Here is a 21,617-nt window from a genome sequence, read left to right on the forward strand (position 1 = left end):
GTTGCGGGGCGCGTGGGCGGCGCTTTGTGAGCTGGGAGCTCAGTTTGGGTCGTCTGGTGGGCGTTGCGGGGCGCGTGGGCGGCGCTTTGTGAGCTCGGAGCTCAGTTTGAGCCGTTGGTCGAGCGGCCCACCTGTCAGCTGTAGTGGAAGCGAGCCTGCAGGACGACCAGGTCGTCACCGTCGACGAGATGCACGAGGCGGTGGCGTCACGCGCACTCTTCGGCCGACGGGACTGATCAGCCCAGCCCAGCTCGCGCCGGTCGCGTGTCACCTAGCCGCGGTCGCCAGCAGGGCGTCGGTCGAGGGCTCCTGGGCTGCCACGAGGCCGGCATACCGGCCCTCGAGGGCGAGGAGCTGGTCGTGGGTGCCGACCTCGACCACGCGGCCGTGGTCGAGCACGACGATCTGGTCGGCGTCGCGCACCGTCGAGAGGCGGTGGGCGATCGTGATCGTGGTGCGGCCGCGGCTCAGGTGGTCCAGCGCCTCTTGAACGGCGCGCTCGGTGCGGTTGTCGAGCGCGCTGGTGGCCTCGTCGAGGACCAGGACGCGCGGGTCGCGAAGGATGGTGCGGGCCAGCGCGATCCGCTGCTTCTCGCCGCCGGAGAAGCGGTAGCCGCGGGCGCCGACGACGGTGTCGTAGCCGTCGGGGAGGGAGGCGATCAGGTCGTGGACCTGCGCCGCGCCGGCGGCCGCGACGACCTCCTCGTCGGTGGCGCCGGGTCGGGCATACCGGAGGTTGTCGGCGATGGACGCGTGCAGCAGGTAAGGGTCCTGGCTGACCGTGCCGACGATCCCGGTCACGGTGTCGAGACGGAGCTGAGGCAGGTCGACGCCGTCGATGGTCACGCGTCCCGCGTCGGGGTCGTGCAGGCGGCTGACCAGGGCCGCGAGCGTCGACTTGCCGGACCCCGTGGCGCCGACCAGGGCGACGGTGGAGCCGGCGGGGACGGTGAGGTCGACCTCGTGGAGGGCGTCCCGGTCGGCGCCGGGATAGCGCAGCGTCACTCCCTCGAAGCGCACCTCGCCGCGGACCTGCTCGGGGTCGAGGAGGACCGGATGCTCCGGGTCGGTGATGGTCGCGGGGAGGTCGAGGTACTCGAAGATGCGGCTGAACAGCGCCTTGCTCGTCGTGAGCTGGATGCCGACGTTGAGCACCCCCATGAGGGGGCGGAAGAGCCCGGCCTGCAGCCCGGTGAACGCCACGAGCGTGCCGATCGACATGCCTTGCCCGGTCGCGGGCAGCCCAGCGGCGAGATAGATGAGCGCCGGGATGGCGGCGAAGATGATCGACATCGTCCCCATGCGCCACCGGCCCGCCATCTGGGACTGCAGCTCGAGCTCGGTCAGCGTCTCGGAGGACCGCGAGAACCGCTGCGACAGAGCGGGACCCGCGCCCATCGTCTTGGCGAGCACGACCCCGTTGATGGACAGGGACTCCTCGATCTGGGTCTGCATGTCGGCGAGCGTGCGCTGGGCGCGGGTCTGGACGCTGCGGCGCAGGCGGGCGACCCGGCGGCTCAGCCAGATGGCGGGCGGCAGGACGACCAGGCTGATCAGTGACAGGCGCCAGGACAGGGCCGCCATGGCCACGGCGGTGCCGATCGCGGTCGTGACGTTGCTCGCGATCGAGGTGGCCGAGTCGGTGACCACGCCCTGCATGCCGTTGATGTCGTTGGTGAGCCGGCTCTGCAGCTCGCCGCCGCGCGTGCGGGTGAAGAACCCGAGGGGCTGGCGCTGCAGGTGCGCGAACAGGTCGGTGCGCAGCGTGTGCATGACGCGCTGGCCGGTGCGGGTCGCGAGCCAGGTCTGCACGACGCCGAAGAGCTGGGTCACGACGGTGACGGCGAGGATGCCGCCGACGAGCGTGAGCAGGAGCGGGACGTCCTGGTGGGGGATGGCGTCGTCGATGAGAGCCTTGGTCAGGAACGGTGGGGCGAGGCCGATGATCGCGGTGAGGACGATGAGCCCGAGCACGACGGCCATGGGCAGCGCGTGCGGGGCGAAGAGTCGCGCGACGCGCGAGAGGGGAACGGGGTGCTCGTCGAGCTGGGCGAGGTCGGCCTTGCTGACGCGCAGGCCGGCGCGGTTGCCGCGGCCCGGAGCCGGGCCGCCGAGGTCGGGGGAGACTGTCGTGATGATCACGTCCTTCGTGAGGTGATATGGTGAGGTTACCTCACTATGAGGTGGCATGGCAAGATGGTCGTATGACGAACCGCCCCGATGCCGACCTGCCCTCGCTGCTCATGCAGGCCGGTCGCGAGATGCGCCGCCTCAAGGTCGCCGCGCTCGAGCCGTACGGCATCACCCCGCACCAGTCGCGGGCCCTCGGGACCGTGTCGCGGCTCGAGGGGGAGTGCGAGGTGCGGCCCTCCGTCATCGCCGAGCGGCTGGGCATCGCGCCGCGCTCGGCCACCGAGGTCATCGACGCCCTCGAGGGTGCGGGTCTGCTGCGACGAGCCCCGAGCCCCACCGACCGCCGGGCCACCGTGGTCGAGCTCACCGAGCAGGGCCGGGCCGTGCGAGCGCGCATCGAGGCCGACCGGGCGAGCCAGGTCGGGTCCTACGTCGGGTCCCTGTCCGTCGCCGACCAGGAGCAGCTGCGCACCCTCCTCGTGCGCCTGCTCGGCGCCTCGCCCGACGACACGCCCTGAGCTGGGGGCTCAGTAAGGGTCGTCTGGTGGCCGTTCGCGGGCTCGTGGGCGGCACACACTGAGCTGGGAGCTCAGTTCGGGTCGTCGTCCCGTCGCCCGTTGCCCGGACCCCGGATCGCGTCGGGCGCGGCATACGGCAGGGCTGTCGGACGTTGCAGTTATTGGCTCGCCGCCCAGGTGTGGCCCGTGCGACCCTTGAGGGGATATGACTTCTACTCCACACTTCGACCTCTTCCAGTCCCGCGCCGAGGCGCTCGCTGACGAGGACGCACCGTTCGACCGGTCCCAGCTCGACGACGAGAGCGACCACGGCTACGACGGCGACCAGTTCGACCGCGAGGAGCGCACCGCCCTGCGGCGCGTCGGTGGCCTCTCGACCGAGCTCGAGGACGTCACCGAGGTCGAGTACCGCCAGCTGCGCCTGGAGCGCGTCGTCCTCGCCGGCGTCTGGACCGAGGGCACCGCGACCGATGCCGAGAACTCGATCCGCGAGCTCGCGGCGCTCGCCGAGACCGCCGGGTCAACCGTCCTGGACGGCGTGATCCAGCGTCGTCAGCGCCCCGACGCCGGCACCTTCCTCGGCAGCGGCAAGGCGGCCGAGCTGCACGACATCGTGGTCGCCGAGGGCGCCGACACCGTCATCTGCGACGGCGAGCTCACGCCCAGCCAGCGGCGCGCGCTCGAGGACATCGTCAAGGTCAAGGTCATCGACCGGACCGCGCTGATCCTCGACATCTTCGCCCAGCACGCCAAGTCCCGTGAGGGCAAGGCGCAGGTCGAGCTGGCCCAGCTGCAGTACCTCCTGCCGCGCCTGCGAGGCTGGGGCGAGTCGATGTCCCGTCAGGCCGGCGGCCAGGCCGCCGGCGGTGTCGGCATCGGCTCCCGCGGCCCCGGTGAGACCAAGATCGAGCTCGACCGGCGCCGCATCAACACCAAGATCGCGCAGCTCAAGCGCGAGATCCGCCGGATGAAGACCGGCCGCGACGCCAAGCGCTCCAGCCGCAAGGCCAACGAGATCCCCAGCGTGGCGATCGCCGGCTACACCAACGCCGGCAAGTCCTCGCTGCTCAACCGCCTCACCGGCGCGGGTGTGCTCGTGCAGAACCAGCTCTTCGCGACGCTGGACCCGACGGTGCGCCGCGCCGAGACCCCGGACGGGCGGCCCTACACCCTGGCCGACACCGTGGGCTTCGTGCGGGCGCTGCCCCACCAGCTGGTCGAGGCCTTCCGCTCTACGCTCGAGGAGGTCGGCGAGTCGGACCTGCTCCTGCACGTCGTCGACGGCTCGCACCCCGACCCCGAGGGGCAGATCAGCGCGGTGCGCGCGGTCATGGCCGAGGTGGGCGGTGACCGCCTCAAGGAGGTCACCGTCATCAACAAGGCCGACCTCGCCGACCCCGAGGTGCTGATGCGCCTGCGGGCCAACGAGAAGCACTCGATCGTCGTGTCGGCCCGCACGGGCGAGGGCGTCGACGAGCTGCGCCGGCTCATCGCCGAGGAGCTCCCGCAGCCCGAGATCCCGGTCGACGTGCTGCTCCCCTACGACCGCGGCGACCTGGTCAGCCGCCTCCACGCCGACGGCGAGGTCGTCACCGAGGAGCACACGCCCGAGGGCACGCTCGTCCACGCGATGGTGCACCCCCGGCTGGCCGGGGAGCTCACGCCGTATGCCGTGCAGGCCGCCTCCTCGCGCTGAGCCCGGCGTCAGCCCTCGCAGCATCGAGGCCCCGATCACCGTCCTGCGGTGACCGGGGCCTCGTCATACCGCTGAACCCCCGAACCCCCGCACCCCCCAGGTGCCCGTGGCCCGCCGGTTCGTCCTAGGCTCCGACCATCACGCCCCAACGTCGGAGGTCCTCCCCGTCATGTCGTCTGCTCGTCGCACCTCGATTATCAGCACCGTCGCCCTCGCGCTCGTCGGCCTGGCGCCACTGTCCCCGGCCACGGCCGCGGCCGGCGGTGACCACCCCGGCAAGGGGAGGGGCAAGGACAAGGCGCTCGACCTCACCGTCCTCGCCACCACCGACGTGCACGGCAACGTCATGGACTGGGACTACTTCAAGAACGCGCCGTATGCCGAGAGGTCGGGTGAGTCGGTCGGCCTCGCCCGGGTCGCCTCCGCCATCGACCAGGTCCGGGCGGCCAAGGGCGCCGAGAGCACGATCGTGGTCGACAACGGTGACGCTCTCCAGGGCACGCCGATGACCTATCTCTACGGCTCCAAGGACCCTGTCACCCGGTCCGGCCTCACCCACCCGATGGCCGCCGCCTACAACGCCATCGGCTACGACGCCCAGGTCGTCGGCAACCACGAGTTCAACTACGGGCTGGACCTGCTGCGCACCTACCGCTCGCAGCTGCGCTTCCCCCTCCTCGGCGCCAACGTGACGGACGAGCAGCCGGGCGTCCTCGGCCTCAAGCCCTACACCCTCGTCAACCGCCACGTCGCCGGTCACAAGCCCGTCAAGGTGGGCATCCTCGGCCTCACCACGCCCGGGTCGGCGATCTGGGACAAGGCCAACGTCAACGGGCGCCTGCGGCTCGGCGACATGGTGACCGCGGCCAAGAAGTACGTCCCCGAGATGCGCCGCAAGGGGGCCGACGTCGTCGTCGTGCTGTCGCACTCGGGCGAGGGCGGGACGTCGTCATACGGCCCCGAGCTGCCGCCGGAGAACGTCTCCGACGTCATCGCTCGCGAGGTGCCCGGGATCGACGTGGTCGTGGCCGGGCACAGCCACCGGGACGTCCCCCAGAAGCGCATCGTCAACGAGGTCACCGGACGGGAGGTGCTGCTGACGCAGCCCTACCGCTGGGCGGCGTCCGTGTCGCAGGTCGACCTGCGGCTGGTCAAGGAGCGCGGCCGCTGGGCCGTGGCCTCCAGCGCCGCGACCTCCTTGCGCGGCAAGGACTTTGCGCCGAACCCCCGGGTCGTCAAGGCCGTCCAGCCCTATCACGACGCGACCGTCGCCTATGTCAACCAGGTCGTGGCGCGGTCCTCCCAGGAGCTGTCCGCGGTGGAGTCGCGCTACAAGGACACGGCGATCATCGACTTCATCCAGCAGGTGCAGACCGACGAGGTGCGACGCGGTCTGGCCGGGACGCCGCAGGCCGGGCTGCCCGTGCTGTCGATCGCCGCGCCGTTCAGCCGGACCGCGGTGTTCCCGCAGGGCGACGTCACGATCCGCGACATCGCGGGGCTCTACATCTACGACAACACCCTCGAGGCGGTCCAGCTGTCCGGGGCCCAGGTCAAGGCCTACCTCGAGCACTCCGCGGGGTACTTCGCGACGTTGCCGGCCGGGGGCACCTTCGACCCCGCCACCATGACGGGGGCAGGTGGCACCCCCGACTACAACGACGACATCGTCTCCGGGGTCTCCTACGATATCGACCTGTCCCGGCCGGTGGGGTCGCGCATCACCGGGCTGCGCCGCACCGACGGCACCCCGGTCGCCGACACCGACCAGTTCGCCGTGGCCGTCAACAACTACCGACGCTCGGGCGGCGGGAACTTCCCGGGGATCTCGACCGCGCCGGTGATCTACAACCAGCAGAAGGAGATCCGACAGCTCCTGATCGACTGGGCCGCCGCCAAGGGCGTGATCGACCCCGCCGACTTCTTCGTCCCGAGCTGGCGCCTCACCGCGGGCGGCGTGCCGCTGGTGCCCTGAGCAGGAGAGAGGAGGGCCGACCCCTGGCAGCGCACAGCGGGTCGGCCCGTCTCCGGCGCGGGCCGGTCCGTCCTGGCCGCGGTCGGCGCACCCGTCAGCCGGCGCGCAGGTCCCGTCGCTGTCCGCCGGGGACCGTGGCGCCGAGGAGGAGCACGGCGAGCACGCCCAGCACTGCGAGGGCCAGGGCCGACGGCGGCCGAGCGGGCACGTCGCCGACGGCGTCGACCGGGGAGAGCGCGCGGGCCCCCTCCGGCAGGCGCAGCGAGTCGGCGAGCAGCCCGACGACGAGGATCCAGGCCGCGAGGGCCCATGCGGCGGGGGTGGCAGCGGGGAGCCACGCGGCCAGCGCGAGGGAGCCCGCGACCACGACGACGACCGGCGCCGCGTAGGCGACGGCGAGCTCCAGCGCAGTGCGCAGGACGTGACCGTCACCGGTCACGTCCGCGCTCGACAGGCCGTAGGTCGCGAGTCCCGCCGCCAGCAGCGCGAGGGCCTGGCCGCACGCGACGACGGACCAGCCGCACCAGACGGCGAGGCGTGAGGCCCGACCTGCCAGGACGGCGCCCAGCCGTCCCTCGTCCTCCTCGGTCCTCAGGGCCATCGTCACGCCGATGCCCGCCAGGCAGGCCAGCCCGGCGTCGGAGACGCCCACGAGCGTCGTCACGAGGTCGGTGGCGTTCGTGATGCCGAGGCCCTCCATCAGCGCCGGGTTGTCGCGGATGAGCGAGGTCATCGCGTTGGCGAGGAACCCGAAGGAGCCGGACCACACCAGCGTCGCGACGATCCAGCCGGTGAAGGACCCGCGGGTGAGCCGGAGCGGCCAGCCGAGCGTCGTGGACGTGCGTGGCCGACCGTGCGGGGGACCGGGGCGGGGGGCCACCACGCCCGAGCCGAGGTCGCGGTGCAGGCGGACGGTGACGGCGGCGGTGCCGAGCGCGAGCGCTGTCGCCAGGTAGGCCGCGGTCGGCCACCACGACGCCGAGCCACCCCAGGGCCGCGCCTCCGCCACCCAGCCGAGCGGGCTGATCCAGGTCGCCTCCAGCTGCAGGGCGTCCACGACGACGCGGCCGAGGAAGGCCGCCCCGAGTGTGCCCAGCCCCAGCATCGTGGCCGTGCGAGCGCCCTGGGCCAGCTCGGACGAGAGCAGTCCCACCGCGGCGAAGCAGATCATCATGGCGGTGAGCACGACGGCATACCGGACCGCCCCGGCCACCGGCAGGCCGAGGGCGCAGAGCCCCGTCGCCACCCCGATCCCCACCCCCAGCAGCGGGAGGGCGGTCACGACGGCGCCGGCCAGCAGCGGGGCCAGCGAACCGGCGCGATGGGCCGTGACGAGCTCCACGAGGCCGCTCTGCTCCTGGGTGCGTGTGTGCCGGACCGCCAGCAGCAGGGCGGCGACCGGCAGGAACAGCTGGCCGAGGAACCCGACCTCGTAGGCGCCGATCCCTCCCAGGGTGTGCAGGTCGTAGCCGCGGCCGTTGAACGCGGCGGTGGCGGTGGAGCGTCCGAGCGTGGCCGCATAGGTCGCCCGGTCCGAGGCCTCGGGATACAGGCTCACGGTGCCGGCGCAGGTCGCGACCACCAGGGCGGTGCAGGCGCCCCACCACAGCAGCAGGCGTCGCCAGCCCGTGCGCAGGAGGAGACGGATGATCCGGGTCGTGCCCTCGACGGCGGTCACGCCGGCACCTCGTCGTAGTGCTCCAGGAAGAGCTCCTCGAGCGACGGGGGACGCACGACCAGGCTGGCGGGCTCGTGCCGGGCGACCAGCGTGACGGCCGCCGGCATGGCGGCGTGGGTGGTGCTGAAGGTCGTGTGCGTCCCCCGGGACACGGGCCGCTCCACCACGTCGGTGACCCCTGGCACGCCGGACAGCGCCCGTATGCCGTGAGCGGTCGTCGTCTCGACGGTGGTGAGGGTGTTGGCGCGCAGGTCCTCCAGGGTGCCGGTGGAGACGGTGCGGCCTCGCCGGATGATCGTGACCCGGTCGCAGAGCGCCTCCACCTCGTCGAGGATGTGGCTGCTCAGCAGGACGGTCCGACCCTCGTCGGCGAGCTCGCGCACGACCTGCTGGAAGACCGCCTCCATCAGGGGATCGAGCCCCGACGTGGGCTCGTCCAGCACGAACAGGTCGGCGGTGCTGGACAGGGCGGCGACGAGGGCGACCTTCTGCCGGTTGCCCTTGGAGTAGGTGCGGGCGCGTCGGCGGGGGTCCAGCTCGAACCGGTCGACGAGCTTGTCGCGTCGGGCCCGGTCCTGCCCGCCCTGGAACCCCGCGATCAGGTCGATGCACTCGCCGCCGGTCAGCGAAGGCCACAGGGCCGTGTCGCCGGGGACGTAGGCGAGTCGGGGGTGGATGGTGCGGGCGTCGCGGACGGGGTGGAGGACGCGGCCTTCCACCACGCGCTGCACTCCGACGAGCGCCTCTTTCGCTACGCGCCGTGGGCCGTCACGACCGACCGGACCGCCAACCTCGTGGGCCTGCAGACCTGGGTCGAGGCCTGGGAGACAGACGGATTCGGCTACTGGGTGGTCGAGGACCGCCCGTCGGGGCGCCTGCTCGGGATGGCGGGGGTGCGCCCCCTCCCGCACGACAAGGAGGGGGTCGCCAACCTCTACTACCGCTTCGCCCTGGAGTGCCACGGCCAGGGCCTGGGACGCGAGGCGGCGCGAGCGGTGACGGCCTGGGCCGCGGAATGGCTGCCGGGGTGGACGGTGCGGGCCGTGGCGCGCGACGACAACGCCGCGTCGGGGCGCACGGCGGCCTCGGCGGGGCTGCTGCGCGGCGATCCGCACGTGATCCCCGGCGATCCCGTCGAGCTGGGGCCGTCGCGGGCGTGGTGGCTGCCGCAGGTGCAGGTCGCCGGTGCTGACGAGCGCTCCGTGGGTGCTGGGCTGCGGGACCAGATGCTCGACCTGTGGTGCGCGGTCAACGTGGCCGGGGGAGCGGTGGGCTTCACCCGGGACGCACCGCGCGCGGCCGTGGCCGAGCGGCTCGACGAGGCCCTGGAGCGCACCGACGACGACCGCCGGACCCTCGGGATCATGCGCGACCGCGGTGGGCGGCTGCTGGCCTTCGGCTGGTGGATCCGCAGCGATGACGGGCTGTTTCGTCATACGGCCACTCTGCAGAGGTTCATGGTCGACCCGGACGTGCGGGGTCGCAACCTCGGCCGGGTCGCTCTGGGTGGGCTCCACGCCGTGGCGCGGGCGCTGCCCGGGGTGGAGCAGGTCGATCTCGTCTATCGCAGCGGGCTGGGGCTCGGCCGGTTCTACGGATCGATGGGGTGGGTCGAGGTGGGGCGCGCGCCGCGGTCGATCTGGGTGAGTGCCGACGACCGCCGTGACAGCGTGTGGATGGCCAGGTCGGTGACCGGCGCACCGTTGGTGGCGGAGGGATCGTTGTGAGCCGTATGGCGATTCGCGCGGGACGCCTCGACGACCTGATGCACCTGCCCGCCCTGGACGCCTCTGGTGGCGTGCACTTCCGCGGCGCCGGGATGGACCTGGTGGCGGACATGCCTCCGGACCCGCCGGAGGCCTTCGAGCCGGCTCTGGCCGCGGGCACGCTGTGGGTGGCGGTGGACGAGGGTGACCTCCCGGTGGGTTTCGTGCGGGTCGAGCCGGTCGACGGCCGGCCGCACGTCGGTCAGCTCAGCGTCCACCCCGACCACGCCGGGCACGGGCTCGGGGCGCGGCTGCTCGAGACGGCCGAGGCGTGGGCCCGGACCGCGGGGCACGAGGACATGACACTGACCACCTATCGCGACGTGCCGTGGAACGGCCCGTACTACGAGCGGCTGGGGTGGCGGGTGCTGCCCGAGTCGTCGCACGGTCGGGGGCTGGCTGCTGCGCGGCAGCACGAGCGGAGCCTGGGCCTGGACCGATGGCCGCGTCAGGCGATGGTCAAGCACCTGACGCCGGGCCTGACACCCGGCCCGCGGGGGCGACCGGTCGTCACGACGGACCGGATCACCTTGCGCCCCATGACGATCGAGCACCTGCCCCTCCTGCACCGCCTGGACTCCGACCCGGAGGCAATGCGCCACCTGCTGGGGCGCGCGCGGACGCCGCAGGAGATCGACGACTTCTGGGGGCCGCGGTGCGCCGATACGAGCGGGGACACGCTGGGTCTGGGGTGGTGGGTCGGCTTCGGGACTGACGACTTCCTCGGCTGGTGGGACCTCGGTCGCAGCGACTCCGAGCCGGGCTCCGCCCTGCATCCGGACGCCGCGGAGATCGGGTGGCGGCTCGAGCGGCGTCACTGGCGCCAGGGCCTCGCGACCGAGGGGGCCCTGGCGCTGGTGCGCCACGGCTTCGAGACCGTCGGGCTGCGCCGGATCTGGGCCGAGACGATGGCCGTCAACACCGGGTCACGCGGGGTGATGCGCAGGCTCGGGATGCGGCACGTGAGCACCGAGGTCCGGACGTGGGACGAGCCGTTGCCGGGCGCGGAGGAGGGCGAGGTGACCCACGAGATCACCGCCGATGAGTGGCGCGCCCATCAGAGGAGCACTCACTGGGTATGGCAATGGTGGCCCGACTCCCCGCCTGACGAACGCCGCGACCGACACGGAGGGGCTCACCCGGAGCGCGGTGGCGAGCCTCAGTCGAGTGGGCGCTTGAGCCCGGCGTGGGTCGCGACGTAGCCGAGCCGCTCGTAGAAACGGTGGGCGTCCGCGCGCGAGAGATCGGTCGTGAGCTGAGCGAGCGACGCGCCACGCTCGTGGCCCCAGGCGTGGGCCCACGCGAACATCGCTGCGCCGAGGCCGGATCCACGCTCCGACGGGGAGACTCGGACGCCCTCGGCCTGCAACCTGGTCGCGGCCGAGCGGGACAGCCCGGGCAGGAGGGTGAGCTGCATGGTGCCCACCACCTCGCCGCCCGCGTCGCGGACCACCACGAGCAGGTGCGACCGGTCGCTGTCGATGCGGTGGAACGCTGCGACATACGGCTCCGGGTCCTCGACCTCCCGCTCTGCTCCGAGGGGGTCGTCGCGCAGGAGGCCGACGATGGCCGGGACGTCGGCGAGCCCGGCCCGCTGGACCGTGAGGTCGCGGCCGTCGACGACGAGGTGGTCGAGGTCCTCGGTCGCAGGTTCGGCGACGAAGAGGCAGAAGGGGTGCCCCGCGGGATCGGCATAGACGTAGAGCGGCTCGTCGGGGTCGTCGGACCGGTCGAGGAGCAGGCGTGCACCGAGCGCCAGGGCGCGAGCGTGGTGCTCCTCCAGCGCTGCCAGGTCAGGGACGGTGAGGTCCAGGTGCAGCTGCATCGGGACGTCCGGCGCCGGCCACGTGGTCCGCTCGAGGTGCTCCACGTGCTGGAAGGCCAGCGTCCGCGTGCCGTCCGGCCGGGTCAGCACCAGCCAGTCTCCGTCGTCGGGCGCCGGGTCCCCCGGCGGCTCGTCGCCGGGCCGGTAGACCAGCCCGAGCAGCCGGCGGTAGAACTCCGCCAGGGCTCGGATGTCCACCGCGTCGAGCACGGTGTGCAGCACGGACGGGTTCTGACTCATGACCTGATTGTCCGTCGCGCCGATCGCGCGTGCACAGCTGCGCCCCGACGGGTCGCATCACGTCAGGTGGCCTGTCGGGGCTCATCGACCGTCGGCGGCCTTGCGATAGACCGAGACGTGGGACGTCGACGCGGAGGTGAACGGCGTGCCCTGCCAGTCGGCGTGGCGGGACTCCGGCTCGAAACCGGCGAGGCGGGCCATCAGGTCCAGCTCCGACGGCCAGACGTAGCGGTGCGGCGTGCGGCCGACCGTCGCCGAGCGCCCTTCGCCGAAGGTGAAGTGGTGCGACACCAGGCGCTGCGTGGTGATGTCGAGGGTGTCGACGAGGATGTAGCCGTCCTCCACCGCACCGATGATCGCGGGCAGGCCGGGCGCCATCTGCTGCAGCTGCGGCACCCACAGCTCGATCACGAACCTCCCACCCGGCCGCAGGTGGGCGGCGGCGTTGCGGAAGCACTCGACCTGCGCGTCCTGGGTCAGCAGGTTGCCGATGGTGTTGAAGACCAGGTAGACGAGCGAGAACTCGCCCGGGACACGGGTGCGCGCTATGTCGCCCTGCGTGACGGGGAGCTCCTCGGGGCTCGCCTTCTCGCGCAGCCGGTCGATCATCGGCCGGCTGATCTCGATGCCGCTCACCTCGATCCGGCGCCGCGCCAGCGGTATGGCGACCCGCCCGGTCCCGACGGCGAGCTCGAGGGCGCGGCCGTTCTCGGCCAGCTCGGCGAGGCGGTCGACGGTGGGGCCGAGGACCTCGGGCGCCTCCATGCCGGTGCCCGGGGTGTCGTAGGTCGCTGCGGCGCGGGCGTCCCACAGCTGCTCCTGGGTCAGGTGGTCGAGCGCTGTCACGCCATGGGGCATGGCGCCCAGCCTGCCCGGGCCCGAGGCGTGCCGGCCACTGGTTTGCGGGCGACTGCTTTGCGGGCGACAGCAGACGTCAGGTCGACGCGGCCGGTTCGCCGAAGAAGGTCCGCAGGTGCGCCGCGACCTCCTCGGCCCAGGGCTCGCGCAGCAGCGTGAAGTGGTCACCGCTGATCTCGACCTGGTGGTGCGGGCCGATGAGGTGCGGGGCCCACCGGGAGCGGGCGTCCTTCTCGGGGGACTGCGCCACGAGCACGAGGGTCTCGCCGGGCCACGGCTGGGAGCGATAGGCGCGCGCAAGCGCGTCGGACTGCAGGAAGAACCGCCACGCGTCCGTGGCCCCGGTGGTGTCGCGCAGCGAGGCGCGGACGAGGCGGACCAGCGAGCGGGCGCGCGCCGGGGGCGAGGTGCCTTCCTCGGGCTCGGGGTGCAGCGACGGCTCGGGCGGGAAGGAGTCGATGATCGCCAGCCGGGCGTCCTGCCCGACGGCGCGCAGCTGGTGGCACATCTCGAAGGCCACGAGCCCGCCGAAGCTGTGCCCCGCCAGCAGGTAGGGCCCCTCGGGCTGCACCCGCCGCACGACCTTGACGTAGCGCCGGGCGAGGCGGCGCAGGGTCAGGTCGGGCAGGCCACGGGCCTCGAGCACGGGATTCTGGAGCGCGTATGCCGGCCGCCCGCCGAGTCGCAGGGCGATGGGTCGCAGCGCGATGCCGATGCCTCCCGCGCCGGCGAGGAGGAACACCGGACGCTCAGCAGGCCGGCACCCGGCGTCGTTTGCCGCGGCCTCGGCACCCTCAGCCGCACCGGCGGGGCCGGCGCCCGCTCCGGTCACGAGTGGGACCAGGCAGTGGTCGGGACCGGCCCCCGTGCCGCGGACCGCCTCGGCGAAGTCGGCGAGCACGGGAGCCTGCGCGAGGACGGTGGTGCGGGCCCGGTCGGGGTCGACGCCGAGCTCGGACACCAGCCGCGCCATGAGCGCCTCGGCGGCCAGCGAGTCCCCGCCCAGGGCGAAGAAGTCGGAGTCGGGCCGCAACGGGCCGTCGTGCTCCAGCGCGGCCGCCCACTGCTCGGCGACCAGCGCCTCCCAGCGGGAGGTGTGGGCCCCGGACAGCTCCCGCTCCGGTGCCTCGGGCAGGGCGGCGCGGTCGATCTTGCCGCGGTCGTTGCGGGGCAGCGCGCCAACGAGCACGAAGGCCTCGGGGATCATGTGGGCCGGCAGCTGCCCGCGCAGGGCCTGCCGCCACGCCGCCTCGAGCCCCGGGTCGGGCAGCTCCGCGCCGGGGAGCCCGGCACCGGTCGGGGGCGCCGGGAGACGGCGGTGGACGACATACGCCACCAGCCTGGTCCGACCGTCGCCCGGGCGCGGGCCGCTGACCACGACGGCCTCACGGACGTCGTCGAGCGTGAACAGCGCGGCGTCCACCTCGCCGGGGTCGACGAGGTAGCCGCGCACCTTGACGCTGTGGTCGGCCCGCCCCACGATCTGGATCGCGCCGTCGGGCAGGACGCGGCCGAGGTCGCTGGTGCGGTAGCGGCGCGTGCCGTCCGCGAGGTCCGCGAAGGCCTCGGCCGTGGCCTCGGGGAGCTGCCAGTAGCCGGTCGCGACCTGCGGCGCCGTGACGACGAGCCGACCCGTGGCCCAGGGTGCCGCCGGGGTGCCGTGCTCGTCCATGACGCTCAGCACGGTCCGGCCGACCCCGCGGCCGGCCGGGAGCGGGCCGTCCAGGGGCGGGTGCTCGGGGCCGACGACGTACTCGGCGATCAGGCCCGTCTCCGACGAGCCGTAGCGGTTGCGCACGAGGCAGCCGGCCGGCAGCAGCGGGCGCACCGCCTCGACGTCCCGGCCGTATGACGCCTCGCCGGCCACCGTGAGGCTGCGCAGCGTCGCGAGCATCGCCGGGTCGGGCGCGGTGGCGACGAAGCCGCGCAGGATCGCGGGGCTGGTGATCATGAGCGTGCAGCCGTGCTCGGCGATGACGGCGGGCAGACCGGCGATCCCGCGGCTGCGGGCGTCGTACAACCGCATCCGCGCTCCGACGAGCAGGCCGTGCAGGGTCGTGGTCAGGCCGGCGTGGAAGGCGATGGGCAGGGTGTGCGCGATGGTGTCGGCCGAGGAGTAGCAGCCGGTGGCGATCGAGCTGTTCCAGGCGTCGCGGACGAGCAGGCGGTGGTCGTTGGCGACGGGCTTGGGCGTGCCCGTGGACCCGGACGTGAAGGCGAGGGCTGCTACGGAGGTCGGTGACGGTGGGTCACCCCACAGGATCTGGGGATCGGCGGGTTCGAGGCCGCGGACCGAGAGGGGGACGACGTGCAGCTCGGACGCGAGTCGCTCGTTGGCCGGGTCGGTGACGAGCAGTCGTGCACCGGCGCGCTCGACCAGCTGGGCCTGGCGGGGGCCGGGCGTGCGGGGGTCCAGCACGAGCACCGGGTGCCCCGAGGCGACCACGGCCAGCAGCGTCACCACGGCATCGACGGTGTGGTCGCAGCACATGGCGACGGTCGCGGCGGCGCCGAAGGCGTCCTCGCCGTGACGTGCCGGGGGCGGGTCGAGCGCGTCGAGCGCCTGGCGGATCCCGCGCAGGACGCCGGCCGCCCTCGCAGCGACCTGGCCGTAGGTCAGGGACGTGTCCTCGTCGGACACGGCGACGGCGTCGGGTCGCGTCGATGTCACCCGCCGGAACCGTGGCAGCACCCCGTCGTCCACGTCGGACTCGGACAGCTCTGTCCAGACGCTCTCGCTCATTGATGCCCCCACCGATCCTGCGGCCTGATCGGTCTCAGGCCACCCCCAGGGTCACGGTACGTGTCGGTCGTGGGCCGCGTCACCAGGACACGAGCCAGACAGCCAGCGTCAGGAGGCCGGCTGTCAGGAGAAGTCGAGCCTCATCTGGGGCGGGGCGTACGCCGGGTCGACCCCGTCGAACAGGCTCGAGATCGAGGCCCCCGCGTGGATGCGGGCGATGGCCTCGGCGAACAGGTCAGCCGTCGAGCAGACCTTGAGCTCCGGCCAGCCCTGCGGCGACGGCACGGTGTCGGTGGTGACGACCTCGCTGATCATCGGGTGGCCCCGCAGCCGCTCGACGGCCCTGCCGGTGAACAGTCCGTGGGTGCAGGCCACGGCCGCCTGCTGGCAGCCGACCTCCTGCAGCTTGTCAAGCAGCTCGACGATGGACCCGCCGGTCGCGATCTCGTCGTCGAGGACGATCGCGGTCTTGCCGTCGACGTCACCGACGATCATGTCGATCTCGACCTTGTCGTCGCCCTTGCGCTGCTTGGACCCGGCCGCGACGGGCAGGCCGAGCAGCCGAGCGAGCAGGGAGGCGGTCTTGGCGTTGCCGAAGTCGGGGGAGACCACGACGTGGTTGCTCAGGTCCCGCTCGCGGAAGTGGTCGGCCAGCACTCCGGTCGCCGTCAGGTGGTCGACCGGCACCGAGAAGAAGCCGTGCACCTGCGGCGCGTGCAAGGTCATGGTGAGCACGCGGTGGGCGCCGGCGGTCTGGAGGAGGTCCGCGACCATGCGGCCGCCGAACGAGATACGTGAGGCGTCCTTCTTGTCCGAGCGGGCGTAGGCGAAGTGCGGCATCACGGCCGTCACCGAGGCGGCCGACGCTCCCCGCGCCGCGTTGATCATGAGCAACAACTCGAACAGGTGCTCCTGCGTCGGGGGCACCAGCGGCTGGACCAGGTAGACGTCCTTCTGCCGGCAGTTCTCCAGCAGCTGCACCTGCAGGCAGTCGTTGCTGAAGCGGACCACGTCCACCCCCGAGAGCGGCACGCCGAGCTCGTCGCAGATCTGTCGGGCGAGCTCGGGGTGGGCGCTGCCGGAGAAGACCACGATGTCACGCACGAGGGGCACCTTCGAGGGGACGGGGGAGCGGGTTGCGGCCAGCATATCGACGCCGCGCGGCCCCGGCGCGCCAACGCGTGGCGGGGGTCTGTCACACCGGTGCCATAGGGTTGCGGCGTGCCGCACCCAGACCTTGATCGCTACCTCGACGCTGCCGTCGGAGGGGTCGGTGGCAGCACCCGCCCCGGCCAGGTGCAGATGGCGCAGGCCGTGTCCGACGCGATCGACCGGGACGAGCACCTGCTGGTCCAGGCGGGCACGGGCACCGGCAAGTCCCTGGCCTATCTCGTGCCGAGCCTGCTGCACGCCCTGAGCAGCGACAAGCCGGTCGTGGTCGCCACCGCGACGCTGGCCCTGCAGGCCCAGATCGTCGACCGCGACCTGCCTCGCCTCGCCGAGGCGGTCACCCCGCTGGCGGGCAGGCGACCGTCATACGCGCTGGTCAAGGGCCGTCGCAACTATGTCTGCCTGCACAAGCTCGACGGCGGTATGCCGGACGACGACGCGGACTCCCTGCTCGGTGTCGGCGCCGTCGACGCCGGCGTCGGACGCCTCGGGCAGGAGGTCCTGCGGCTGCGCAGCTGGGCCGAGCACACCGTCTCCGGCGACCGCGACGAGCTGGTGCCCGGCGTCAGCGAGCGGGCGTGGCGCCAGGTCAGCGTCAGTGCGCAGGAGTGCCTCGGCACCAAGTGCCCCCAGCGTGCGGAGTGCTTCGTGGAGCGGGCGCGCGAGGCCGCCAAGGACGTCGACGTGGTGGTGACCAACCACTCCTTCATGGCGATCGACGCCTTCGAGGGGCGGATGATGCTGCCCGAGCACGACGTCCTGGTCGTCGACGAGGCGCACGAGCTCGTGGACCGCGTCACGGCGACGGTCACCGACGAGCTGAGCGCCGGCATGATCGCCGCGGCCTCCCGCCGCTGCGGCAAGCTCGCCGACGCCTCGGCGCTCGCGGAGGCCGGCGACATCCTGAGCGAGGTCGTCGAGTCGCTCGAGGAGGGGCGTCTGACGGATCCGCCGCAGTCGTTGATCCAGGCGCTGTCCCGGGTCCGAGACACCGCCCGCTCGGTGCTGACCGAGCTCAAGCCCGACAAGGGTCAGGAGGACGGTCCGGACGCCGGCGCCCGCAAGGTCGCGCAGGCCGCCGTCGACGAGACCTTCGACACCGCCGAGCGGATCCTCGAGGGGCGCGAGCTCGACGTGGTGTGGCTGTCCAAGGACCCCCGGCGCGGGGGAGTGCTGCGCGTCGCGCCCATGAGCGTGGCGATGCTGCTGCGGGACAAGCTGTTCGGGGAGCGGACCGTCGTGATGACGTCCGCGACCCTGGAGCTCGGCGGCACGTTCGACGCGGTCGCGGGGACGCTGGGCCTGCGCGGCGACGGCGCGCCCGGCTACACCGGCCTCGACGTCGGCTCTCCCTTCGACTACCCCAAGCAGGCGATCGCGTATGTCGCCAAGCACCTGCCCCCACCCGGGCGGGACGGCACGGCGGACCAGACCCTCGACGAGATCGAGGCGCTCGTGCGGGCCTCGGGTGGCCGGGCGCTCGGGCTGTTCTCGTCCATGCGGGCCGCGCAGGCGGCGACCGAGGCGCTGCGCGAGCGGTTCGCGGCGGACGGCACCGACATCGAGGTCCTGTGCCAGGGCGAGGACCAGACCACTACTCTCGTGCGGCAGTTCGCGCGCGAGCCACGCGTCGCGCTGTTCGGCACCATGACGCTCTGGCAGGGCGTCGACGTGCCCGGCACGGCCTGCCAGGTCGTGATCATCGACCGCATCCCGTTCCCGCGCCCCGACGACCCGCTCGCGTCCGCCCGCACCCAGGCGATCGGGCGCATGGGCGGCAACGGCTTCATGGCCGTCTCGGCGACCCACGCCGCGCTGCGCCTCGCCCAGGGCGCCGGTCGGCTGATCCGCCGCGGCGACGACCGCGGGGTCGTGGCCTTCCTCGACTCGCGCATGATCACCGCGCGCTACGCCGGCTTCCTGCAGCGGTCGCTGCCGCCGTTCTGGCCGACCACCGACCGTGAGCTCGTCCTCAACGCCCTGCGCCGCCTCGACGAGACCGCCGCGCCCGTCACCCCGGTGCACGAGCCGGCGCTGCGCTCCCTGACGGGCGAGTTCACCGAGGACGCCGTCTCGGCCACGCCGCGACCCTCCGCCACCGAGCCCCACCCCGCGCCGCCCTCCACCCGCACCGCCGTCACGAGCGGCCACCCGTGGACCGACGACGAGGACACCGAGCTGCGCGAGGGCATCGACGCAGGCCTCTCCCTGGACGAGCTCGCCGACCACTTCGAGCTGGAGCCCGAGGTGGTCGAGGCGCGGCTCGCGACGCTCAAGCTCTCCCTGCAGCCCCAGAGCGGCTTCACCTTCGACGCGTGACCCTCGCTGCGCCGCGCGGCAGTGCGCGGCACCTGACCCAGCCCCGTGGCGAGGCCGTCTCATGCTGCAGGGCGAGACGCGTTCGGCGGGGTGAGGCTGCGCGCTGGTGGCGAGGCCGTCTCATGCTGCAGGGCGAGACGACGGGGCGAGACGGCGAGGCGAGGTCGGAGCGCGAGACGGTGGCGCGCCGGAGGGTCTGTCGGTGGGCCGTGGGAGGCTGTACGCCGTGACCGCAGCCCCCGCCTCGCGCATCCCGCCGCTCGTCCTCGTCGCCGGGCCCGAGGGGGTGCTCGCCGACCGGGCGCTGCGCTCGACCGTCGCCGAGATCAAGGGGCTGCACCCCGACCTCGAGACCGTCCCGCTGCAGGGCTCGGCCTACGAGGGCGGCGAGATCGCCATGCACGCCAGCCCGTCATTGTTCGGCAACGCCAAGGCCATCGTCGTGCGCGAATTGGACGAGGCGACCGAGGAGCTGCAGACCGACCTGCTCGCCTACCTCGGGGCGGCGCCGGCCGACGACGTCTGGCTGATCGTGACGCACAAGGCCGGCAACCGCGGCAAGAAGGTCCTCGACGCGATCAAGAAGGCCGGTGCCCGGGTGATCGACTGCCCGGCCATCAAGTCCGACGCCGACAAGGCGAGCTTCGTCACCAACGAGTTCCGCACCGCACGCCGCAAGGCGACCCCGGACGCGGTGCGCGCGCTCGTCGAGGCCGTCGGCAAGGACGTGCGCGAGCTCGAGTCCGCCTGCTCCCAGCTCGTGCAGGACACCACCGGGACCATCGACGAGGGCGTGGTCTCGACCTACTACGCGGGGCGGGTGGAGGCGACGGGCTTCCGGGTGGCCGACGCGGCCATCGCGGGCAACGCCGCCGAGTCGCTACGCCTGCTGCGGCACGCCATCGCGGGGGGCGACAACCCCGTGCCGATCGTCGCCGTGCTCGCGATGAAGCTGCGCCAGCTCGTCAAGGTCGGCTCGGCCGGGCGGGGCCCGTCGGGACAGCTGGCGAGCTCGCTCGGCATGGCGCCCTGGCAGGTCGACAAGGCTCGCCGCGAGCTGTCGGGCTGGGAGGCCGAGGCGCTGGGCCGGTGCATCCAGGCGGTGGCGCAGGCGGACTACGACGTCAAGGGTGGCGGTCGCGACCCGGTGTATGCCGTGGAGCGGGCGATCCTCACCATCGCCCGGGAGCGTCACGGCGGCCGCTGAGGCGGGCTTCCCGGCATACGGCCAGGCTCAGTCGACCTCCTCCAGGAAGTCGATGACCCGCTGCATCATGAGCTCGGTGGCGGCGGCGTCGTACTCGTCCGGCAGGCCCTGGTCGTTGAACAGGTGCCCGGCGCCCTCGTAGGCGAAGTCCTCGACCTGCGCGCCGCCCGCCCGCAGGGACGCCAGAGCCTCCTCCGCCTCGTCGGGCTCGTAGAAGGGGTCCTCCGCCTTGTGGTGCACCTGCACGGGGCAGTCCGCGGGCCAGGTCTTGTCGCCGAACCACTTCGTGGCGGCCGCACCCCCGACGAGGATCGCGCCGCGAGCCTGCATCTGCAGGGCGACGTGCTCCGCCATGCCCGCGCCCATCGAGAAGCCGGCCACCACCATGCCCGGCGGGACGTCGTCCTTGGCGAGCTTGAGTGCGTGGCCGAGGACGACCTTGTCGTCGTGCTCCTGCGCCGCCTTCATCCCCTCCTCGTAGGTCTCGAAGGTGCGGCCGTCGAGGTAGTCGAGGATGCGCACGTCGTGCCCGACGGCACGCAGCCGGTCGGCGAAGTCGTAGATGCCGGCGCGGACGCCGAGGACGCTGGGGAAGAGGGCTACGGTGGCCATGGTTCGACCGTAGTCCGCCCGCCGCCGAGCGGCCAGGAGACGCCCCGAACTCTGGTAACGTTGGACTCTGCGTGCGCGCCTAGGTCGTGCGCGCAACGCAGCACCACCCAGCCACTCCTCATCCCACGGGTGCCCCACGCCCGGTCCCGAGGACGGCTGCCGCCCTCAACGGCAATGATCGACCTGACACACAGAAGGATTCTCGTGGCAAACATCAAGTCCCAGATCAAGCGGATCAAGACCAACCACGCTCGGACGGAGCGCAACAAGGCGTACAAGTCCGAGCTGCGCACCTTCATCCGCAAGTTCCGCGCTGCGGTGGAGTCCGGCAACGCCGAGGAGAGCGCCGTCGCCCTGCGCGACGCCTCCCGCAAGCTGGACAAGGCCGTCAGCAAGGGCGTGATCCACAAGAACCAGGCCGCTAACAAGAAGTCGGCCATGGCCAAGGCCGTCAGCAAGCTCGGCTGAGCCTGCGACACCCAGCCTTCGCAAGGGCCGTCACCTTCGGGTGACGGCCCTTCGGCATGCCTGGGGTGCGTATGACGCAGCGCGGGGTCTCGGGGTGCCGACCCCGTCTCGTGCTGCAGGGTGAGGCATCTGCGGCGGCGAGTCAGAGGGGGCGGGGTCTCGGGGTGCCGACCCCGTCTCGTGCTGCAGGGTGAGACATCTGCGGCTGGTCAGGAGGGGGCGTGGTCTCGGGGTGTCGACCCCGTCTCGTGCTGCAGGGTGAGACATCTGCGGCTGGTCAGGAGGGGGCGTGGTCTCGGGGTGTCGACCCCGTCTCGTGCTGCAGCGTGAGACGCGCTCGCCGGCGGAGCCAGCGCGGGCGGGTCAGGGGCGGCGGGCGCGGACGGCCGCGGCCACCTCGTCGAACCGT

The 21,617-nt window shown here is 72.8% G+C and carries 16 protein-coding genes and 1 pseudogene; 8 read left to right on the plus strand and 9 right to left on the minus strand.

What is annotated here, in order from left to right; genetic code table 11:
• Nucleotides 1-267: 267 nt before the first annotated feature.
• Entirely contained in the window at nucleotides 268-2,139 is a 1,872-nt protein-coding gene (locus K313_RS0117395) for an ABC transporter ATP-binding protein (protein ID WP_420804915.1), read from the minus strand.
• A gap of 65 nt (nucleotides 2,140-2,204) precedes the next feature.
• On the opposite strand from K313_RS0117395, the gene K313_RS0117400 reads away from it, so the two are divergent.
• The 3 genes from K313_RS0117400 to K313_RS0117410 all read left to right on the plus strand — a co-directional run bounded on the left by K313_RS0117400 (nucleotide 2,205) and on the right by K313_RS0117410 (nucleotide 6,322).
• Nucleotides 2,205-2,651, plus strand: coding sequence for a MarR family winged helix-turn-helix transcriptional regulator (locus K313_RS0117400; protein WP_029212707.1), 447 nt, complete (start codon nucleotides 2,205-2,207; stop codon nucleotides 2,649-2,651).
• 205 nt (nucleotides 2,652-2,856) lie between these two features.
• The gene (gene hflX / locus K313_RS0117405; RefSeq protein WP_029212708.1) at nucleotides 2,857-4,347 is read left to right on the plus strand and encodes a GTPase HflX; all 1,491 of its coding nucleotides are present in this window, start codon (nucleotides 2,857-2,859) and stop codon (nucleotides 4,345-4,347) included.
• A 169-nt stretch (nucleotides 4,348-4,516) separates the two neighbouring features.
• Complete coding sequence (locus K313_RS0117410) at nucleotides 4,517-6,322, plus strand: bifunctional metallophosphatase/5'-nucleotidase (protein WP_034254060.1); 1,806 nt, start codon at nucleotides 4,517-4,519, stop codon at nucleotides 6,320-6,322.
• A gap of 94 nt (nucleotides 6,323-6,416) precedes the next feature.
• Here the strand turns inward: K313_RS0117410 and K313_RS0117415 are convergent, their stop codons facing one another.
• A complete protein-coding gene (locus K313_RS0117415; protein WP_051274199.1) occupies nucleotides 6,417-8,000 on the minus strand; it encodes a hypothetical protein in 1,584 nt (527 codons plus the stop codon).
• Nucleotides 7,997-8,719: an ABC transporter ATP-binding protein gene (locus K313_RS24000; RefSeq protein WP_169516864.1), complete on the minus strand. Its 723-nt coding sequence runs from the start codon at nucleotides 8,717-8,719 to the stop codon at nucleotides 7,997-7,999. Before K313_RS24000 ends, K313_RS0117415 begins: the two co-directional genes overlap by 4 nt.
• Between K313_RS24000 and K313_RS24005 the strand changes: the two genes are divergently transcribed.
• Together K313_RS24005 and K313_RS23235 are read left to right on the plus strand one after the other, a co-directional pair.
• Nucleotides 8,672-9,727 (plus strand): GNAT family N-acetyltransferase, encoded by a 1,056-nt coding sequence (locus K313_RS24005; protein WP_029212711.1) that lies wholly within the window; start codon nucleotides 8,672-8,674, stop codon nucleotides 9,725-9,727. The genes K313_RS24000 and K313_RS24005 overlap by 48 nt on opposite strands.
• A gap of 5 nt (nucleotides 9,728-9,732) precedes the next feature.
• Nucleotides 9,733-10,968 (plus strand): GNAT family N-acetyltransferase, encoded by a 1,236-nt coding sequence (locus K313_RS23235; RefSeq protein WP_084412995.1) that lies wholly within the window; start codon nucleotides 9,733-9,735, stop codon nucleotides 10,966-10,968.
• On the opposite strand, the gene K313_RS23695 is transcribed toward K313_RS23235, so the two are convergent.
• From K313_RS23695 to K313_RS0117460, 5 genes and pseudogenes are all read right to left on the minus strand, one after another.
• The gene (locus K313_RS23695; RefSeq protein WP_084412999.1) at nucleotides 10,926-11,333 is read right to left on the minus strand and encodes a GNAT family N-acetyltransferase; all 408 of its coding nucleotides are present in this window, start codon (nucleotides 11,331-11,333) and stop codon (nucleotides 10,926-10,928) included. The genes K313_RS23235 and K313_RS23695 overlap by 43 nt on opposite strands.
• A gap of 90 nt (nucleotides 11,334-11,423) precedes the next feature.
• Nucleotides 11,424-11,831: pseudogene (locus tag K313_RS24630) on the minus strand (VOC family protein); the annotation flags it as partial.
• Between the two features lie 81 nt (nucleotides 11,832-11,912).
• Entirely contained in the window at nucleotides 11,913-12,677 is a 765-nt protein-coding gene (locus tag K313_RS0117450; RefSeq protein WP_240484005.1) for a class I SAM-dependent DNA methyltransferase, read from the minus strand.
• 88 nt (nucleotides 12,678-12,765) lie between these two features.
• The gene (locus tag K313_RS0117455) at nucleotides 12,766-15,432 is read right to left on the minus strand and encodes an AMP-binding protein (RefSeq protein ID WP_029212713.1); all 2,667 of its coding nucleotides are present in this window, start codon (nucleotides 15,430-15,432) and stop codon (nucleotides 12,766-12,768) included.
• Between the two features lie 123 nt (nucleotides 15,433-15,555).
• The gene (locus K313_RS0117460; protein WP_029212714.1) at nucleotides 15,556-16,536 is read right to left on the minus strand and encodes a ribose-phosphate diphosphokinase; all 981 of its coding nucleotides are present in this window, start codon (nucleotides 16,534-16,536) and stop codon (nucleotides 15,556-15,558) included.
• 117 nt (nucleotides 16,537-16,653) lie between these two features.
• Between K313_RS0117460 and K313_RS0117465 the strand changes: the two genes are divergently transcribed.
• Both K313_RS0117465 and holA read left to right on the plus strand, forming a co-directional pair.
• On the plus strand, nucleotides 16,654-18,921 hold the full coding sequence (locus K313_RS0117465; RefSeq protein ID WP_029212715.1) for an ATP-dependent DNA helicase: 2,268 nt from the start codon (nucleotides 16,654-16,656) through the stop codon (nucleotides 18,919-18,921).
• A gap of 226 nt (nucleotides 18,922-19,147) precedes the next feature.
• Nucleotides 19,148-20,128, plus strand: a complete 981-nt coding sequence (gene holA, locus K313_RS0117470; RefSeq protein ID WP_029212716.1) for a DNA polymerase III subunit delta — start codon at nucleotides 19,148-19,150, stop codon at nucleotides 20,126-20,128.
• Nucleotides 20,129-20,155: 27 nt separating this feature from the next.
• On the opposite strand, the gene K313_RS0117475 is transcribed toward holA, so the two are convergent.
• On the minus strand, nucleotides 20,156-20,740 hold the full coding sequence (locus K313_RS0117475; RefSeq protein WP_029212717.1) for a dienelactone hydrolase family protein: 585 nt from the start codon (nucleotides 20,738-20,740) through the stop codon (nucleotides 20,156-20,158).
• A gap of 204 nt (nucleotides 20,741-20,944) precedes the next feature.
• On the opposite strand from K313_RS0117475, the gene rpsT reads away from it, so the two are divergent.
• Nucleotides 20,945-21,208 carry a 30S ribosomal protein S20 gene (gene rpsT, locus K313_RS0117480; protein ID WP_019284601.1) on the plus strand — a complete coding sequence of 88 codons (264 nt, stop codon included), beginning with the start codon at nucleotides 20,945-20,947 and terminating at the stop codon, nucleotides 21,206-21,208.
• The last annotated feature ends 409 nt before the right edge of the window (nucleotides 21,209-21,617 follow it).

It is taken from the genome of Arsenicicoccus bolidensis DSM 15745 (genome assembly GCF_000426385.1).
Classification (GTDB): domain Bacteria; phylum Actinomycetota; class Actinomycetes; order Actinomycetales; family Dermatophilaceae; genus Arsenicicoccus; species Arsenicicoccus bolidensis.